Source organism: Pseudomonas sp. QD4 (assembly GCF_049199125.1).
Classification (GTDB): Bacteria; Pseudomonadota; Gammaproteobacteria; order Pseudomonadales; family Pseudomonadaceae; genus Aquipseudomonas.
In genome coordinates, this window is the sequence record NZ_JBLZOM010000002.1 from 1,969,202 (window position 1) to 1,982,851 (window position 13,650).

Here is a 13,650-nt window from a genome sequence, read left to right on the forward strand (position 1 = left end):
TTTAAAAAAGGACCCTGCCATGACCGTTGCCTTCTGGTGTGTATTTATCGCCATCCTCCTGCCGTACCTGTGCACCGGTATCGCCAAGTTCAGTGGTGGCAAGTTCGGGCCACGGCAGAACCACGACCCGCGTGCGTTCCTGGCGACCCTTGAAGGCTTCGCCAAGCGTGCCCATTCCGCCCAGCTCAACAGCTTCGAAGTGACCCCGGCCTTTGCGGCGGCGGTGATCATTGCCCATGTCGCCAACGTGGCGCAGCTGGTGACCATCGACGTGCTGGCGGTGCTGTTTATCACCAGTCGCCTGCTGTACATCATCTGCTACCTGGCGGACTGGGCCATGCTGCGCTCGGTGGTGTGGTTCGTGGGCATGGCACTGATTGCCAGCTTCTTTTTCGTTTCGATCTGATCGCTGTTCCGCGACCCTGGGCTGCTTTCCCCGAGGGTCGCCGCCTGCGAAGTTGTGGGCGGCGTGGAGCTGAGTGGCGAGGTTATTTGCTGTCGGCCACTTCCGGAACGGCCGGCAGCGCCGCGCCCTTGGGCCAGAGCATCCAGATCTGTCCTTGCTGTTTCATGTCGCCGGCCAGTTGCCCGGCTGCATCCCCCGTACCCCAGAACAGATCCGCACGGACCTCGCCGGTGATGGCGCCGCCGGTGTCCTGGGCGGCCACCGGGCGCACCAGACTGCTGCCATCCGGGCGGGTGGTGGACAGCCACAACAGGCTGCCCAGGGGAATCACTTTGCGATCCACCGCCACGCTGTAGCCTGAGGTCAGGGGCACATTCAGCGACCCACGCGGACCTTCGTTACTGTCCGGGTTGCGGTTGAAGAACACATAACTGGGGTTGCTCCCCAGCAGCTCGGGAATACGTGCCGGGTGGGCCTTGGCCCATGCCGCGATGGCACCCATGGTGACTTCTTCCTTTTTCAGCTCGCCCTGATCCACCAGCCAGCGCCCAATCGGCCGATAAGGATGGCCGTTCTGGTCGGCATAACCGATGCGCAGTTGGCGACCATCGGCCAGCTGGATCCGTCCCGAGCCCTGGATCTGCAGGAATTGCAGGTCCATCGGGTCGGTCAGCCAGGCAATCACCGGCGCCTTGACGCCCTTGGTCTCGATGCTGGCAGCGTCGTCGTAGGGCTTGAGCACCCGGCCTTCAAGCCGGCCGCGCAGGCGCTTGCCCTTGAGTTCGGGGTAGAGGCTGTCCAGGGCGACGATGATCATGTCATCCGGCACGCCGTACACCGGCACATTGGCGGTCTTGGTCGCGGTCAGGCTGCCGGGGTAGACCGGTTCGTAGTAACCGGTGATCAGGCCATTGCTGCTGCCATTGGCCGAGCGCAGGCCGAAGACCTGAAGGTGTTCTTCAAGAAAGCCGCGAATGGCGGCGGGCGTCTGCGGCACAGTGGCCGCTGCGGCGCAGGTTGGTCCCCAGATCGTATCGGCCTTGAGTCGGGTGCAGGCACTGCGCCAGGAGCCGAAGCCGGCCAGCAGGTCATTGTCGGCGACCTGCGGAAGGGCTTCCCAGGGTGCGCTGACGTAGGTGGCGAGGGCGTGGGTCTGGGGCGTTTCGGTGTCGCTGCCATTGCACCCGGCCAGCAGGGCCAGGGTCGGCAGGGTCCAGGCCAGGTGACGGCGCCAGGCGCTGAAACTGAGATTCATGCGGTACTTCCTTTGACGATTGCGCGAGCCGTGCAGGTGCTCGGGCAACCCTTGTTTTTAATAGGGCTATTGGTCTTTGCCGGGCAGGCGAGGATACTGGCCGCCGTTTTCCCGAACCTTGAGCCACCATGATTCTTAAAAGACTTACTGTTGTATTGCTGGCCTGCCTGACGCTTTCTGCCTGCGGTGGAGTCGATCCGAACTCGCCCCTGGGGCAGCGCAAGGCGATCTTCAAACAGATGCTCAAGACCGGTGAAGACCTGGGCGGCATGCTTCGCGGACGGATCGCCTTCGACGGTGCGCGTTTCGCCGAGGGCGCGGTCAAACTCGACAGCCTGTCCCATGAGCCGTGGAAGCACTTTCCCCAGGTCAAGGAAGAGGAACATACCAGCGCCACCGACGATGTCTGGCGCAAGCAGGCGCGCTTCCAGGAGCTGGCGCGCAACCTTGAGGCGGCCACCGGTGAATTGGTGATCGCGAGTCAGGTCCAGCCCTACAAGGCCGCCAATCTCGGCCCGGCGGTGCAGAAGGTCGAAGATGCGTGCAGTGCTTGCCATAAAGAGTTTCGTGATCACTGATCCTGCTTTAAATCGGGCGACCTGGGCAGGACCGGGACGTCTGTCGCGACGGCAGTTGCCACCCCTGGGGCTTGAGGCGGTGCCTGCTGCGCTGGCAAGCGGGAGCAAGCTCCCTCGCCACAGACAGTCCTGAGTCAAGGTTTGGCGTGAAAGCCCATCAGCGGCTTATTTATCCAGCTCGTCCAGGGCTTGCTGCAGTTCCTTGCGGGATTCGGCGAGCTTGTCCTTGCGCTTGTTGATCTTCTCCGAATCGCCTTTTTTCATGGCTTTATCCAGGTCGGCCTGACGGCGGCTGACTTCGTGCTTGGCATCCAGTACCTTGTTTTCCCGTTCCTTCTTCAGCGAGGCGTCGGTGCAGTTGGCAGTGACTTCGCTCAGGGCTTTTTCCAGGCCAGCCTGCTGTTCGCTGTTGCCGTGAGCCTTGGCTTGCTCGATCTGGACGCTGATGGCCTGGCGCTTGGCGGCGCAGCCGGTGAGTTCCGGGGCCTGCTCTGTGGCCAGCACCGGGGCGGCCACCAGGCTGCAAAGGGTCAAAAGCGCGAGCGGTGAAAACAGTTTCATAAAGGCTCCGTAAGGTCGCTATCAGGTGGGCAGACGGTTGGGCTCTTGGAGCGTAGTCGTGCCCTTGGGGTTCAACACCACGGATCGATCAGTCTTCAAAACCCTTCGACCCCGGCGGCTCTCAATTCCTCTGTGACAGCCCGCATCTGCGGGCTCTGCAAAAACGCGCTCAACTGTGCGGCGCGCTTGGGGCCGATGTTGCCCTCGGCCTGCCATTGTTCGGTACTTTTGCTCGCCAGGACCTGCCACGGGCCTTGCAGGCTGGCCGTGCCACTGGGCGGCAAGCCCAGGGCCTTCAGCCAGCGTGCGAAAGGTCGTTGCCGGGCGCCTTGCAGGCTGTCGAGCAGGCGTGCGCTGCTGCGTTCGCCAAAGCCGGCAATGTTAGCAAGCTCTGCGTGGTCGAGGGTCAACCAATCGACCAAGCCTGTGATGCGACCTGTTTCAATCAGTTTCTCCCAGGTGCCGCTAGCGACATGGGGCAGGTCCAGCCCCTGCTTGCCGCTGAGCCAGGTCAGGCGTGCCAGGAACTGGCTTTCGCAACCGGGCAGCGGCTGCCAGCAGCTCAGGTAATCAAAGGCCCCGGGGTCGGGCACCGTGATTGGTGCCCGTTGCGCCGCACGCAGCACCACGCTGTCCAGGCGTGGCACCGTCAGCCCGGCCAGGCTGATGGCCACCTGGTCGCCTGGGCGGATATCCAGCGCTTGCCAGCGCTGTAGCGAGCCGCTGCTGACCCGGCGGATCTGTCGGTCATCCAGGCGCACCGGCTCCAGTTCCAGCAGTGGGGTGATGCGCCCGGTGCGGCCGATCTTGAATTGCACCTTGCGTACCGTGGCCAGGGCCTGCCGGTAGGGGTACTTCCAGGCCACCAGCCAGTACGGCGCCTTGACCTGCCAGCGCTGTGCGGGCGGGCGCAGGCTTTGGCGCAACACAATGCCGTCGCTGGCAAAGGGCAGGGGCGCGCGATACCAGTGGTCGCGCCAGCGCCGTGCGCCGTCGAGGTCGGTGACGGGGTGGCTGTACTCGCGGCTTTCAGGGAACCCCAGGCGGCTCAACTGCGCCAGGCGCTCGGGCAGGGTGTTCGGGCCCTGTGGCCAGTCCCAGACAAACAGGCCGATCTGCCGTGCCTCTTGCGCCCGCAGCTGTTTGCGTGCCATCAGCCCGGCGATCTGGCTGCGGGCATTGCGGCTGCCGGCCTCCGCCTGAACGTGGGCTTCCAGGCGCCAGTACAGCTCGCCTTGCAGCAGCAGGTCCACCGGCTGGGGCAATCGCTTGGGAATGGCCTCGATCAACTGCGCAGCGGCGCTCCAGTCCTGGCCACGCAGGCCGTCGCCACGGCTGATGGCCTGCTGGAACAGGCCGCGACGGTAGATCAGGGTCACCGCCACGCCGTCGACCTTCGGCTGCACCCAGACCTGGCGGCGGCCTTGCAGCCAGGCCTGCACGGCCTGGTCGTCGGCGAGTTTCTCGAGGCCGGTATGGGGGATCGGGTGGGCCACGTCGCCGGCAGCGCTGCGCAGCGGCTGGTCAGCAGTGGACGCGACGCCGAAGCACTGGCGCCAGGTGATCAGGCGTTGCCGTGCCTGGTCATACAGCTCGTCGGCCACTGCGGACTGGCCCTGTCGGTGATAGCCCTCGTCCCAGGCCCGCAGTTGCCGATGCAGGGCGCTGATTTCTTCAGTGGCGCGGGCGGTGGGCCAATCCGGGCAGGCGGCCATGGCCGGCAGGACGAGAAGTGCCAGGGCGAAACTGATCAACCATTGCAGTCTGGGCAACATGGGGAGCGTCCTTGCTCGGGCGTGATGTCGACCAAGGTTAGGCCGCTCCGCGAGGCGCGGGGCACTCGGCTGGTTGCCGGTTGTTTCGGGGTACGGGAGGCAGCCGGTAAGCCCCGGGCCAGAGGCCGGCAGGGAAACCTTCGGCTACAAAAAAGCCCCGCAGGACGAACCGTGCGGGGCTTTGGATGTTGCCAGGTGAAGCTTACAGACCGGCAGCGGCGCGCAGGGCCTCGGCGCGGTCGGTTTTTTCCCAGGTGAAGGTGGTGAAGGTGTCTTCGCCCACGGTCTTGGTTTGCGGGGTACGACCGAAGTGGCCGTAAGCAGCGGTTTCCTGGTACATCGGGTGCAGCAGGTCGAGCATGGTGGTGATGGCGTATGGACGCAGGTCGAACACGTCACGTACCAGCTTGACGATCTTGTCATCGCTGATCTTGCCGGTGCCGAAGGTGTTCAACGAGATCGAAGTCGGTTGAGCGACGCCGATAGCGTAGGAAACCTGAATCTCGCAGCGCTCGGCCAGGCCGGCAGCGACGATGTTCTTGGCCACATAGCGACCGGCGTAGGCGGCCGAACGGTCAACCTTGGATGGATCCTTGCCGGAGAACGCGCCGCCGCCGTGACGGGCCATGCCGCCGTAGCTGTCGACGATGATCTTGCGACCGGTCAGGCCGCAGTCGCCCACCGGGCCGCCAATGATGAACTGGCCAGTCGGGTTGATGTGGAACTGGGTGTCCTTGGTCAGCAGGTCGGCCGGCAGCACGTGCTTGACGATCAGCTCCATCACGCCTTCGCGCAGGTCTTTGTACGACACGTCAGGGTTGTGCTGGGTCGACAATACGACGGCGTCGATCGCCACCACCTTGCCGCCTTCGTAACGGCAGGTCACTTGCGACTTGGCGTCGGGACGCAGCCAAGGCAGCAGGCCGGATTTGCGGGCCTCGGCCTGGCGCTGCACCAGTTGGTGCGAGAAGGTGATCGGTGCCGGCATCAGCACGTCGGTTTCGTTGCTGGCGTAGCCGAACATCAGGCCCTGGTCGCCGGCGCCCTGATCTTCAGGCTTGGCACGGTCTACACCCTGGTTGATGTCGGGGGACTGCTTGCCGATGATGTTCATCACGCCGCAGGTCGCGCCGTCGAAGCCGACGTCGGAGCTGTTGTAGCCGATGTCCAGGATGACGTTACGGACGATTTCTTCCAGATCGACCCAGGCCGATGTGGTGACTTCGCCGGCGATGATCGCCACGCCGGTTTTCACCAGAGTCTCGCAAGCCACGCGGGCGAACTTGTCTTGGGTAATGATGGCGTCCAGCACCGCGTCAGAAATCTGGTCGGCGATTTTGTCCGGATGCCCTTCAGACACGGACTCGGAGGTGAAAAGGGAGTATTCGCTCATCTCGACGGTTTCCTAAATTTACCGATGGTGAGTGTCGCCAGCCGGTCGCTGAAAATGGCGGACCTGAATCTGGAAACCATTACGTAAGCCTACATACAGGCTTTCCCCGGGAACCAGTCCCGCAGCGGTGGCCCAACGGGCCAGATCTTCCTGTTCAAAGCCCAGCCAGAGATCACCGCAGGCCTCCCTGGCCCAACTCTGGTTGTGGCTGCACAACTCTGTCACTAACAGGCTACCGCCTGGTTGCAGCAGGCCGGCCATGTGTTTCATGGCTTCGGCGGGCGCTGCGAAATGGTGCAAGACCATGTTCAATACGACGCAGTTGGCGCTCAGGCCTACGCCATTCAGTGCATCGGCCAGCTGCAGGCTGACGTTAGCCAGCGCTTCGCGTTCACACAGCTGACGCGCCAGATCCAGCATCGCCGGGCTGTTGTCCAGCGCGGTGACCTGATGAAAGCGGCGGGCCAGATCCGGCAGAAAGCCACCGTCGCCCGGGCCGACTTCTATGGCCGTGGCGGTGCTGCCGAAATTCAGCTGATCCAGCAACGAAAGCAAGCTCTCGCGGTACTGGGGCAGTCCTGCGATCAGGTCCTGCTGGGCGCGAAACTTCTCCGCGACCCGGGAAAAAAAGTCCTGGCTGGCCGTCGCCCGTTGTCGATGCACCAGGCCGATCCGCGCCTGTACGTCAAAGGGCAGGGCCAGTTGGTCGACTTCATCGAGCAGGGCTGCATGCAATCTGCCACCCAATTGCTCGGTGTTGGGCAGGGCACGGCGATAGAAAATCGCATTGCCCTCGCGGCGGGTCGCCACCAGTTCGGCCTGGGCCAGAACCTTGAGGTGGTGGCTCATGCCGGACTGGCCGATGGCAAAGATCTGCGCCAGCTCCAGTACACCGAACGAGTCGTTGGTCAGCGCGCGCAATACATTCAATCGCAGCGGATCGCCGCCGGCCTTGCACAAGGCCGCCAGTTCATCGCAGTCGTCATGGCGAATGGAAGGCACACGTAAATTCATAGTGGCGCAGTCTAGTGACGCCCATAAAACCCCGCAAGACCAATATCAAAAAGTTTTGATATTGGTAGATAAGTGGCACTTGAAGCAGCCTTTGCTCTCTAAAGACGAAATGCAGAAAGGTTTCATCAGGCGATAAGCGCTTTATCCACAGGAAAAACGTGCCAGAACGACTATCTGTCATTGCCCCCGCCTACGGGCTGAGGGAAAATGCGCGTCTTTTTTCCGTTTCGTTTTATTCAAACCCTAGGAGATCAGCGATGCCCAGCCGTCGTGAGCGTGCCAACGCCATTCGTGCCCTCAGCATGGATGCCGTGCAAAAAGCCAACAGCGGCCATCCCGGTGCCCCGATGGGTATGGCGGATATCGCCGAGGTACTTTGGCGTGACTACCTGAAGCACAACCCGAGTAATCCGGCTTTCGCCGACCGTGACCGCTTCGTGCTGTCCAACGGCCACGGCTCGATGTTGATCTACTCGCTGCTGCACCTGACCGGCTATGACCTGTCGATCGAAGATCTGAAAAACTTCCGCCAACTGCACAGCCGCACCCCGGGTCACCCGGAATTCGGCTACACCCCGGGTGTTGAAACCACCACCGGTCCGTTGGGCCAGGGCCTGGCCAACGCCGTGGGTTTCGCCCTCGCAGAGAAAGTCCTGGCGGCGCAGTTCAACCGCCCGGGGCACAACGTTGTCGATCACCACACCTACGTGTTCCTGGGTGATGGCTGCATGATGGAAGGTATTTCCCACGAAGTGGGCTCCCTGGCCGGTACCCTGGGCCTGGGCAAGCTGATTGCCTTCTACGATGACAACGGCATCTCCATCGACGGCGAAGTCGAAGGCTGGTTTACCGATGACACCCCTAAGCGTTTCGAAGCCTACAACTGGCAGGTGATCCGCAACGTCGACGGTCATGATCCTGAAGAACTGAAGATCGCCATCGAGACCGCGCGCAAAAGCGAGCAGCCGACCCTGATCTGCTGCAAGACCACCATCGGTTTCGGCTCGCCGAACAAGCAAGGCAAGGAAGACTGCCACGGCGCCCCATTGGGTGACGCGGAAATCGCCCTGACCCGCAAGGCGCTGAACTGGAACTACGCTCCGTTCGAAATCCCGGCCGATATCTACGCCGAGTGGGACGCCAAGGAAGCCGGCCGCGCGGTCGAAGCCGAGTGGGATCAGCGCTTCGCGGCCTACTCCGCTGCCTTCCCTGAGCTGGCCAACGAGCTGGTCCGTCGCCTGGCCGGTGAATTGCCTGCCGATTTCGCCGAAAAGGCCTCGGCCTATATCGCCGAAGTCGCGGCCAAGGGCGAAACCATCGCCAGCCGCAAGGCCAGCCAGAACGCCCTGAATGCCTACGGCCCACTGCTGCCTGAACTGCTGGGCGGCTCCGCTGACCTGGCCGGTTCCAACCTGACTCTGTGGAAAGGCTGCAAAGGCGTGTCGGCGGAAGATGCCAGCGGCAACTACATGTACTACGGCGTTCGCGAGTTCGGCATGAGCGCGATCATGAACGGCGTGTCCCTGCACGGCGGCCTGGTGCCTTACGGCGCGACCTTCCTGATGTTCATGGAATACGCCCGCAACGCGGTGCGCATGGCGTCCTTGATGAAGAAACGCGTGGTGTTCGTCTACACCCACGACTCCATCGGCCTGGGCGAAGACGGCCCGACTCACCAGCCGGTCGAGCAATTGACCAGCCTGCGCAGCACCCCGAACCTCGACACCTGGCGTCCAGCCGATGCCGTGGAATCGGCCGTCTGCTGGAAGCTGGCCATCGAGCGCAAGGACGGCCCTTCGGCGCTGATCTTCTCCCGTCAGAACCTGCAGCACCAAACCCGCGATGCCGGCCAGATCGCTGATATCGCCCGTGGCGGCTACGTGTTGAAGGACTGCGCAGGCGAGCCTGAGCTGATCCTGATCTCCACCGGTTCGGAAGTGGGCCTGGCGGTTCAGGCGTTCGACAAGCTGACCGAGCAGGGCCGCAAGGTGCGTGTGGTTTCCATGCCGTGCACCAGCGTGTTCGATGCCCAGGACGCCGGCTACAAGCAATCGGTCCTGCCGTTGCAGGTCAGTGCCCGTATCGCCATCGAGGCCGCTCACGCGGACTACTGGTACAAGTACGTGGGCCTGGAAGGCCGCGTGATCGGCATGACCACCTACGGCGAGTCGGCGCCTGCGCCAGCCTTGTTCGAAGAGTTCGGCTTCACCCTGGAAAACATCCTGGGTCAGGCTGAAGAACTGCTGGAAGACTAAAACGCACCGCTCCTCTGTGTAGGAGCGAGCTTGTAGTGGCGAGGGAGCTTGCTCCCGCAGGGCTGCGAAGCGGCCCCAAACCGACCTGTCGAGAGGTATCAGATACACCTCGGCAACCGGTCTGGGAGCGCTGCGCGCTCCAGCGGGAGCAAGCTCCCTCGCCACACAAGCCTGCTCCTACAAGGGTTTGCGTATAACCCGTGTGTCTACCTGTACCTGATTGAGAACCCCATGCCTCAACCGCGTCCCTACAAAGTTGCACTCAACGGCTACGGCCGGATTGGTCGTTGCGTCTTGCGTGCTCTGTTCGAGCGAGGGGCCGCGGCCGGGTTCGAAATTGTTGCAATCAACGACCTGGCCGACATGGCCAGCATCGAATACCTGACACGCTTCGACTCCACCCATGGCCGGTTCCCCGGCGAGGTGAAGATCGATGGCGATTGTCTGCATATTAATGGCAACTGCGTGAAGGTCTTGCGCAGTGCTACCCCCGAAGGTATCGATTGGGCGTCCCTGGGCGTCGATCTGGTGCTGGAGTGCTCCGGCGCTTACCACACCCGGGCCGATGGCCAGCGCTTCCTCGATGCCGGTGCGCCGCGGGTGCTGTTTTCCCAGCCGATGGCCAGTGAGTCGGATGTCGACGCCACCATCGTCTACGGCGTCAACCAGGATTGCCTGACCGGCCGCGAGCTGCTGGTATCCAACGCCTCCTGCACCACCAACTGCGGCGTTCCGCTGTTGCGCTTGCTGGATCAGGCGATCGGCCTGGAGTACGTATCGATCACCACCATTCACTCGGCGATGAACGATCAGCCGGTGATCGACGCCTATCACCACGAAGACCTGCGCCGTACCCGTTCGGCGTTCCAGTCGGTGATCCCGGTGTCCACCGGTCTGGCCCGAGGCATCGAACGGCTGCTGCCGGAACTTGCCGGGCGAATTCAGGCCAAAGCAGTGCGCGTGCCGACGGTGAACGTGTCGTGCCTCGATATCACCCTGCAAACCGTGAGTGATACCGATGCCGGCGAGGTCAACCGGATCCTGCGCGAGGCCGCCACCAGCGGCCCGCTCAAGGGTTTGCTGGCCTACACCGAGCTGCCGCACGCCAGCTGTGATTTCAACCATGACCCGCATTCGGCGATCGTCGACGCCAGTCAGACCCGTGTTTCCGGCCCCCGGCTGGTGAACATCCTGGCCTGGTTCGACAACGAATGGGGGTTTGCCAACCGAATGCTGGACGTTGCAGGACATTATCTGCAAACAGCTGCTCCACTTTCTGCCCCTCTACTCCCTGCTTCTCAACAGCAGTAACCCAGGAATTGCGACCCATGACCGTGTTGAAGATGACCGACCTCGATCTGCAAGGTAAGCGCGTACTGATCCGTGAAGACCTCAACGTCCCAGTCAAGGACGGTGTTGTCACCAGCGATGCGCGAATCCTGGCCTCGCTGCCGACCATCAAGCTGGCCCTGGAAAAAGGCGCGGCAGTGATGGTCTGCTCGCACCTGGGCCGTCCGACCGAAGGCGAGTTCTCGGCCGAGAACAGCCTCAAGCCCGTCGCCGACTACCTGAGCAAGGCCCTGGGCCGTGAGGTGCCGCTGGTGGCCGATTACCTGAACGGTGTCGAGGTCAAGGCCGGAGACATCGTGTTGTTCGAAAACGTGCGCTTCAACAAGGGCGAGAAAAAGAACGCCGACGAACTGGCCCAGCAATACGCTGCGCTGTGCGACGTGTTCGTGATGGACGCCTTCGGCACCGCCCACCGTGCCGAGGGCTCGACCCATGGCGTGGCCAAGTTCGCCAAGGTCGCGGCGGCCGGTCCGTTGCTGGCCGCTGAGCTGGATGCACTGGGCAAGGCCCTGGGCGCCCCGGCACAACCGATGGCGGCCATCGTTGCCGGTTCCAAGGTGTCGACCAAGCTCGACGTGCTCAACAGCCTGAGCCAGATCTGCAATCAACTGATCGTCGGCGGCGGTATTGCCAACACTTTCCTCGCGGCTGCCGGTCACCCGGTCGGCAAGTCGCTGTACGAGCCGGACCTGTTGGACACCGCCCGTGACATCGCGGCCAAGGTCAGCGTCCCGCTGCCGGTCGACGTGGTGGTGGCCAAGGAATTCGCCGAAAGCGCCGAAGCCACGGTCAAGCTGATCGCCGATGTGGCGGCCGACGACATGATCCTCGACATTGGCCCGCAAACCGCCGCGCATTTCGCCGAGCTGCTGAAGTCGTCCAAGACCATCCTCTGGAACGGTCCGGTCGGCGTGTTCGAGTTCGACCAGTTCGGTAACGGCACCAAGGTGCTGGCCCAGGCCATCGCTGACAGCTCGGCATTCTCCATTGCCGGTGGTGGCGACACCCTGGCGGCCATCGATAAATATGGTGTGGCCGAGCAAATCTCCTACATTTCTACCGGCGGCGGCGCGTTCCTCGAGTTCGTCGAAGGCAAGGTGCTACCAGCCGTGGAAGTCCTGGAAGCACGGGCCAAGGGCTGAAGCCCCATTGGCCAGGCAAAGGAGTGTTCACATGGTCAAGACGTTAATGCTGTTGATCGGCGTCGGGTTGCTGGTGGGGTGTTCCAGCACCCCCGAGGCCAAACCTGCGGTCGAGCCAGGGGCGCCGGACAACGGCTGCTACCAGGCCGATTGGCAGGCCGAGACGGCGCCGGTGATTAACAAGCGTCTGGGCCCTGATGGCCTGGACAAATACGAAACCCCGTCCCGGACCAAGGAACATGGTTGTCCTTGACGGGTCTCATTGATTACGCGCTGTGCCGGCGGCCTGCTGCCGCCTGCCGAGGAACACCGATGAAAGGCTTTATCGCCGTGGCGGCGCTGGCATTGCTGGCAGGTTGCGCCAACCTGGATCTGTTCAAGTCACCACCCGCCGACACCTGGACCACCTGGGTCTGCGACAGCCAGGCACACGTGGTCTGGCGCTACACCGACAGCAGCCGCAAGGAAGTCGATGTGCGCCTGGGCGGGGCCGATCAGGTCTACCGCCTGAAGCTGGAGCCGGGCGGCTCGGGCGCGCTGTACAGCAATGAGATGCTGGCGTTTCACGAAAAAGGTGAGGAAGGCCTGGTTTACTGGGTCGCCACCAACGATCTGATCGGCCGCGGCTGCAAGGCTCAATAAAACCGGCCCCGGTGGCGACGGCCGAGCCGACAGGCTCGCTCGCTACAGGGGTTGGCAGGACACGAAACAGCGTTTTACTTGAATCAGGCAGGGCGGGCTGACCCCCGATCTGCAATAACTTGAATAGCAGCCGCCGCTACGGCAGGCTTGCACGATTAACGACCCTCGATCGGGAGAGACACACACAATGGCACTCATCAGCATGCGCCAGATGCTGGACCACGCAGCCGAATTCGGCTACGGCGTTCCAGCTTTCAACGTCAACAACCTTGAGCAGATGCGCGCCATCATGGAAGCCGCTGACAAGACTGACTCCCCGGTGATCGTCCAGGCTTCGGCCGGTGCCCGCAAATACGCCGGTGCGCCTTTCCTGCGCCACCTGATCCTCGCCGCGATCGAAGAATTCCCGCACATCCCGGTGTGCATGCACCAGGACCACGGCACCAGCCCTGACGTCTGCCAGCGCTCCATCCAGCTGGGCTTCAGCTCGGTCATGATGGACGGCTCCCTGGGCGAAGACGGCAAGACCCCGACCGACTACGACTACAACGTGCGCGTGACCCAGCAAACCGTGGCCATGGCTCACGCCTGCGGCGTGTCGGTCGAAGGCGAGCTGGGCTGCCTGGGTTCCCTGGAAACCGGCATGGCCGGTGAAGAAGACGGTATCGGCGCTGAAGGCGTGCTGGATCACAGCCAGATGCTGACCGACCCGGAAGAAGCCGCCGACTTCGTCAAGCGCACCCAGGTCGATGCCCTGGCCATCGCCATCGGCACCAGCCACGGCGCCTACAAGTTCACCAAGCCGCCTACCGGCGACGTGCTGGCCATCGACCGCATCAAAGAGATCCACAAGCGCATTCCCAACACTCACCTGGTGATGCACGGTTCGTCTTCGGTACCGCAAGAGTGGCTGGCGATCATCAACCAGTACGGCGGCGACATCAAAGAAACCTACGGCGTGCCGGTTGAAGAAATCGTTGAAGGCATCAAGCACGGCGTGCGCAAGGTCAACATCGACACCGACCTGCGCCTGGCGTCCACCGGTGCGATGCGTCGCCTGATGGCCACCAACCCGAGCGAGTTCGACCCGCGCAAATTCTTCGGCGCTACCGTGACCGCCATGCGCGACGTGTGCATCGCCCGTTACGAAGCCTTCGGCACCGCCGGCAATGCTTCGAAGATCAAGCCGGTTTCCCTGGAAGCCATGTTCCAGCGTTACCTCAAGGGTGAGCTGAACGCCAAGGTCAACTAAGCCCCCGGCGTTGTACCGAAAAAGCCC

13 protein-coding genes are annotated in these 13,650 nt (G+C 62.9%); 8 read left to right on the forward strand and 5 right to left on the reverse strand.

What is annotated here, in order from left to right; genetic code table 11:
- Positions 1-19 precede the first annotated feature (19 nt).
- Positions 20-406: an MAPEG family protein gene (locus ACOZJV_RS20120; RefSeq protein ID WP_078472747.1), complete on the forward strand. Its 387-nt coding sequence runs from the start codon at positions 20-22 to the stop codon at positions 404-406.
- Between the two features lie 82 nt (positions 407-488).
- Here the strand turns inward: ACOZJV_RS20120 and ACOZJV_RS20125 are convergent, their stop codons facing one another.
- A complete protein-coding gene (locus tag ACOZJV_RS20125; RefSeq protein ID WP_201128384.1) occupies positions 489-1,661 on the reverse strand; it encodes a murein transglycosylase A in 1,173 nt (390 codons plus the stop codon).
- Between the two features lie 128 nt (positions 1,662-1,789).
- Between ACOZJV_RS20125 and ACOZJV_RS20130 the strand changes: the two genes are divergently transcribed.
- The gene (locus tag ACOZJV_RS20130) at positions 1,790-2,239 is read left to right on the forward strand and encodes a c-type cytochrome (protein ID WP_421548306.1); all 450 of its coding nucleotides are present in this window, start codon (positions 1,790-1,792) and stop codon (positions 2,237-2,239) included.
- A 165-nt stretch (positions 2,240-2,404) separates the two neighbouring features.
- Here the strand turns inward: ACOZJV_RS20130 and ACOZJV_RS20135 are convergent, their stop codons facing one another.
- The 4 genes from ACOZJV_RS20135 to ACOZJV_RS20150 form a co-directional block, all read right to left on the reverse strand.
- Positions 2,405-2,800 carry a DUF1090 domain-containing protein gene (locus ACOZJV_RS20135; protein WP_078472750.1) on the reverse strand — a complete coding sequence of 132 codons (396 nt, stop codon included), beginning with the start codon at positions 2,798-2,800 and terminating at the stop codon, positions 2,405-2,407.
- Positions 2,801-2,895: 95 nt separating this feature from the next.
- Entirely contained in the window at positions 2,896-4,575 is a 1,680-nt protein-coding gene (ligB, locus tag ACOZJV_RS20140) for an NAD-dependent DNA ligase LigB (RefSeq protein WP_421548307.1), read from the reverse strand.
- Positions 4,576-4,777: 202 nt separating this feature from the next.
- A complete protein-coding gene (gene metK / locus ACOZJV_RS20145; protein WP_078472752.1) occupies positions 4,778-5,968 on the reverse strand; it encodes a methionine adenosyltransferase in 1,191 nt (396 codons plus the stop codon).
- Positions 5,969-5,986: 18 nt separating this feature from the next.
- Complete coding sequence (locus tag ACOZJV_RS20150) at positions 5,987-6,982, reverse strand: ArsR/SmtB family transcription factor (protein ID WP_421548308.1); 996 nt, start codon at positions 6,980-6,982, stop codon at positions 5,987-5,989.
- A 257-nt stretch (positions 6,983-7,239) separates the two neighbouring features.
- Between ACOZJV_RS20150 and tkt the strand changes: the two genes are divergently transcribed.
- The 6 genes from tkt (at position 7,240) to fba (ending at position 13,623) form a co-directional block, all read left to right on the forward strand.
- Positions 7,240-9,237: a transketolase gene (gene tkt, locus ACOZJV_RS20155; protein WP_078472753.1), complete on the forward strand. Its 1,998-nt coding sequence runs from the start codon at positions 7,240-7,242 to the stop codon at positions 9,235-9,237.
- A 231-nt stretch (positions 9,238-9,468) separates the two neighbouring features.
- The gene (gene epd, locus ACOZJV_RS20160) at positions 9,469-10,548 is read left to right on the forward strand and encodes an erythrose-4-phosphate dehydrogenase (RefSeq protein ID WP_201128380.1); all 1,080 of its coding nucleotides are present in this window, start codon (positions 9,469-9,471) and stop codon (positions 10,546-10,548) included.
- A 17-nt stretch (positions 10,549-10,565) separates the two neighbouring features.
- Entirely contained in the window at positions 10,566-11,729 is a 1,164-nt protein-coding gene (locus ACOZJV_RS20165) for a phosphoglycerate kinase (protein ID WP_078472755.1), read from the forward strand.
- A gap of 31 nt (positions 11,730-11,760) precedes the next feature.
- Positions 11,761-11,982, forward strand: a complete 222-nt coding sequence (locus ACOZJV_RS20170) for a hypothetical protein (protein ID WP_078472756.1) — start codon at positions 11,761-11,763, stop codon at positions 11,980-11,982.
- 59 nt (positions 11,983-12,041) lie between these two features.
- Positions 12,042-12,371, forward strand: coding sequence for an MliC family protein (locus tag ACOZJV_RS20175; RefSeq protein WP_421548309.1), 330 nt, complete (start codon positions 12,042-12,044; stop codon positions 12,369-12,371).
- A gap of 187 nt (positions 12,372-12,558) precedes the next feature.
- The gene (gene fba, locus ACOZJV_RS20180) at positions 12,559-13,623 is read left to right on the forward strand and encodes a class II fructose-bisphosphate aldolase (RefSeq protein WP_020295332.1); all 1,065 of its coding nucleotides are present in this window, start codon (positions 12,559-12,561) and stop codon (positions 13,621-13,623) included.
- The last annotated feature ends 27 nt before the right edge of the window (positions 13,624-13,650 follow it).

What these genes read in the sequence shown, in the direction of transcription:
- ACOZJV_RS20135 (WP_078472750.1), bottom strand. Translation starts at nt 2,800, where the DNA reads ATGAAACTGTTTTCACCGCTCGCGCTTTTGACCCTTTGCAGCCTGGTG.
- ACOZJV_RS20175 (WP_421548309.1), top strand. Translation starts at nt 12,042, where the DNA reads ATGAAAGGCTTTATCGCCGTGGCGGCGCTGGCATTGCTGGCAGGTTGC.
- ACOZJV_RS20120 (WP_078472747.1), top strand. Translation starts at nt 20, where the DNA reads ATGACCGTTGCCTTCTGGTGTGTATTTATCGCCATCCTCCTGCCGTAC.
- ACOZJV_RS20150 (WP_421548308.1), bottom strand. Translation starts at nt 6,982, where the DNA reads ATGAATTTACGTGTGCCTTCCATTCGCCATGACGACTGCGATGAACTG.
- epd (WP_201128380.1), top strand. Translation starts at nt 9,469, where the DNA reads ATGCCTCAACCGCGTCCCTACAAAGTTGCACTCAACGGCTACGGCCGG.
- ACOZJV_RS20125 (WP_201128384.1), bottom strand. Translation starts at nt 1,661, where the DNA reads ATGAATCTCAGTTTCAGCGCCTGGCGCCGTCACCTGGCCTGGACCCTG.
- ACOZJV_RS20170 (WP_078472756.1), top strand. Translation starts at nt 11,761, where the DNA reads ATGGTCAAGACGTTAATGCTGTTGATCGGCGTCGGGTTGCTGGTGGGG.
- metK (WP_078472752.1), bottom strand. Translation starts at nt 5,968, where the DNA reads ATGAGCGAATACTCCCTTTTCACCTCCGAGTCCGTGTCTGAAGGGCAT.
- ligB (WP_421548307.1), bottom strand. Translation starts at nt 4,575, where the DNA reads ATGTTGCCCAGACTGCAATGGTTGATCAGTTTCGCCCTGGCACTTCTC.
- tkt (WP_078472753.1), top strand. Translation starts at nt 7,240, where the DNA reads ATGCCCAGCCGTCGTGAGCGTGCCAACGCCATTCGTGCCCTCAGCATG.
- fba (WP_020295332.1), top strand. Translation starts at nt 12,559, where the DNA reads ATGGCACTCATCAGCATGCGCCAGATGCTGGACCACGCAGCCGAATTC.
- ACOZJV_RS20165 (WP_078472755.1), top strand. Translation starts at nt 10,566, where the DNA reads ATGACCGTGTTGAAGATGACCGACCTCGATCTGCAAGGTAAGCGCGTA.
- ACOZJV_RS20130 (WP_421548306.1), top strand. Translation starts at nt 1,790, where the DNA reads ATGATTCTTAAAAGACTTACTGTTGTATTGCTGGCCTGCCTGACGCTT.